1 protein-coding gene and 1 pseudogene are annotated in these 2,621 nt (G+C 64.9%); both read right to left on the bottom strand.

What is annotated here, in order from left to right; translation table 11 throughout:
* Window positions 1-48 precede the first annotated feature (48 nt).
* Window positions 49-2,109, bottom strand: coding sequence for an FAD-dependent oxidoreductase (locus VFA16_RS23575; RefSeq protein ID WP_324970163.1), 2,061 nt, complete (start codon window positions 2,107-2,109; stop codon window positions 49-51).
* A pseudogene (locus tag VFA16_RS23570) lies at window positions 2,106-2,621 on the bottom strand (adenylate/guanylate cyclase domain-containing protein); the annotation flags it as partial. The gene VFA16_RS23575 and the pseudogene VFA16_RS23570, both read right to left, overlap by 4 nt.

Genomic DNA, 2,621 nt, shown 5'->3' with positions numbered 1-2,621 from the left:
ACCGCGGTGAATTGGCCGACCACTTGCGGGCGGTTGTCTAACACAGCGTCACGGAATGTAGAAGCCCCGGATGCGGTGGTAGCGGTGACGGCCCAAGAGCGCGTTCGCCGCTTGGAAGCCCGACATAACGGCGGCCTCAATGCAGCCCGCATTCATTCCGCAATCGGTCCAATCGCCCGCCAAAACTAAGTTGTCGTAACCGCTTTCGTCCGGACGTAGCCGGTACCGGTCACTCCCGGGTACCGACTGGACGTAGCGATCCGACGGATCGATGTTCACGCTCACATGCTGTGTTGCCAACGCATCGGCGCCACGCTGGCCGTCAGCGCCCGTCAGCAAGTGCCAGGCGAAACCATGCTCGGTGCTCGCGCCGGGCAAGTACAGCCGTAGGTGGTTGTCGAGGTAGCTGACGGCATCTGTCCGCACTTGACTTTCGCAGCGGCGAACGTACTCGAGATTGTCGTCAGCCGTCCCCAGCGGCGTCCGCAACGCACCGCAGAAATAGGCGACGGCGCCCGGCCGGTCGTCGGCGGGCCAGTCCTCTGCCCACAACGTTTGCGGCATCGACGCCCAGGTATCGAACGGAGCTACATAGCCGCTGGTGGTCACTCCCGGGTGGCGCCACCCTAAAGCGGCCTCGTCTGGCCGCAGCCAGATCTGGAACGCCTGAGTAGCGACCGTGCGGACCTTCGTTGTCATCTCCCGCCACTCGGGTCGATCCGCGATGAGTTCACCGGCCACCACATCCACCATGCCGACCGACACCGCGAGCACAACGTGGTCGAAGTCGACGCCGCTGCGCAGCACCCGTCTTTCGGCGTCGTCACGGTTATCGAAATGCGACTCCAGGCAATCGCTTCCGGTATGCGCATCCAGCTGACTGACCACCGGCGAGTTCGGAAAGACGGGCAGGCCCCGCACCCTGACGAGCGGTTCGTAATGGTCGATTCCGTCTGCGAGCCGCAGCTGTCGTCCCATCGTGATCGCGTCGATGCCTTGATGCGCGGGATCGAGGTGCAGGGCATCCAGGCGATGGAAAAACTCGAACGTGACACCGCGTCGACGCAGCACTTGATACAGGGGGGCGATCACGACGTCGCCCATGCCGGCCGTCATCTTCCAAAACAGCGCGCCCTTGTATTGAAACAGCAAGTTGCCCGTCCACAGCACGGCCAATCCAGCAGCGAACGCGCGTCGGCTGCGGTCACCGTCGCGGTAACCAAACACCATGTCGTAAAGCCCACGCACCAGCGGGAATTCGAGGACGTCGGGGTGAGCACCGTGGCGCAGGATCCAGTCACCGAAATCTTCGTCGTTGATCGCTCGGAAGCCGCGCGGATCCGTGATGAGGTTGTCGGCGATCAGCCCGCGCACGGTCGCCGTCAGCAGCGACAGCAGCAGCCACGCCCGCTTGTGGTCGGGGCGGTGATCGTAGTCGAGGCCGACCCGGGTCGCGTTGAGAATCCGGTCTACAAGGCCGCTTTCAGCGCGTTGTAGCGGTGGATTGGCCAGCGCTGCCAGGACAGCCGTCACACCGCGGCGCACCACGTCAACAGACCGGACGTGCGGCGGCGGGTCCGGTGTCGTGGATAACGCAATACCGACGGCCGTTGGCTCACCCATCGACTCGGTGAAATCGAGTATCAGCTGAAGTGCCCGGCGAACAAATCCGACAACCGTCAGTTCGCGGCCGGTGCCATCGGGTTCGCCCGGCAGTTCGCGATTGCGGGCGAACCGGCCCAGCCAGATCAACCAGTCGTCGTGTGCCCGGTCGGCCAAGGCGAGATGGTCGGACGGGATGATGGCCTGATCCCAGCTCCGGATGGGTGCTTGCGGATCGGTTGCGCCCCTGTCGAGTTCGGCGTAGCACTGCCGAAGCAGCCAGAACGCATTTTCGTAGGAACCTAGCCATACATGCAGGCCGTGTTCTTCGATGCGCCCGTGTTGTCCCCGACTCGACGCCGCCTTGCCGCCCAGTCGCCAGCCGCGCTGATAGACGGTGATCGAGTCGAAGCGCTCTCGCCAGCCGGGCTCGCTGAGCCGCCAGGCGGCGCTCAATCCGGCCATGCCTCCGCCGAGGATGGCCACCCGCCCCCCGGGCCGGCTCACTCGAGCAGCGCCCGCGCCCGCGTCAGTTCGGGCCAGGACTGCTCGGGTGGGAAGCGGCCGACCGCGTCGGCCAGAGCTGCGCGCGCCGACTCGCCGACGAGCTCGAAATCGTCTGCGGCCGCTCGCAGTTCGAAGATCACCGCGCCCTGCCTCCGAGCCAGTGCAATGGCGTCGCGAAGACCCGGGTGGCATACCTCCGCGTCGTCAGATGTATGGGCCTGGACCCGCAGCAGTTCGCTGTCGTAGAAGTGCATTCCGGTCTCGTTTGCCAGCTCCAACGCAATCCGCAGACGGTCACGGGCGGCGTCCTGCTGTCCAGCGGCGGTAAGCAAGCGTGCCAGCACTGCGTCGTAGCACATAAGAAAGACCTTCAGGTCATACGCCCGCCAAGTGTGCACAACGGCGGTCATGGTTTCAATGAGCGCCCGCAACCTCGCGGGGTCGGGCTTGTCGTTCGTCAGCGCAGCTACTGACCGCACGGTGGCGTCCTGTGTCGCGGCCACCATTACCCA

Source organism: Mycobacterium sp., assembly GCF_035653355.1.
Lineage (GTDB): Bacteria > Actinomycetota > Actinomycetes > Mycobacteriales > Mycobacteriaceae > Mycobacterium.
Note: the sequence above shows the minus strand (reverse complement) of the source record. Positions and strands in the feature narration are given on the sequence as shown.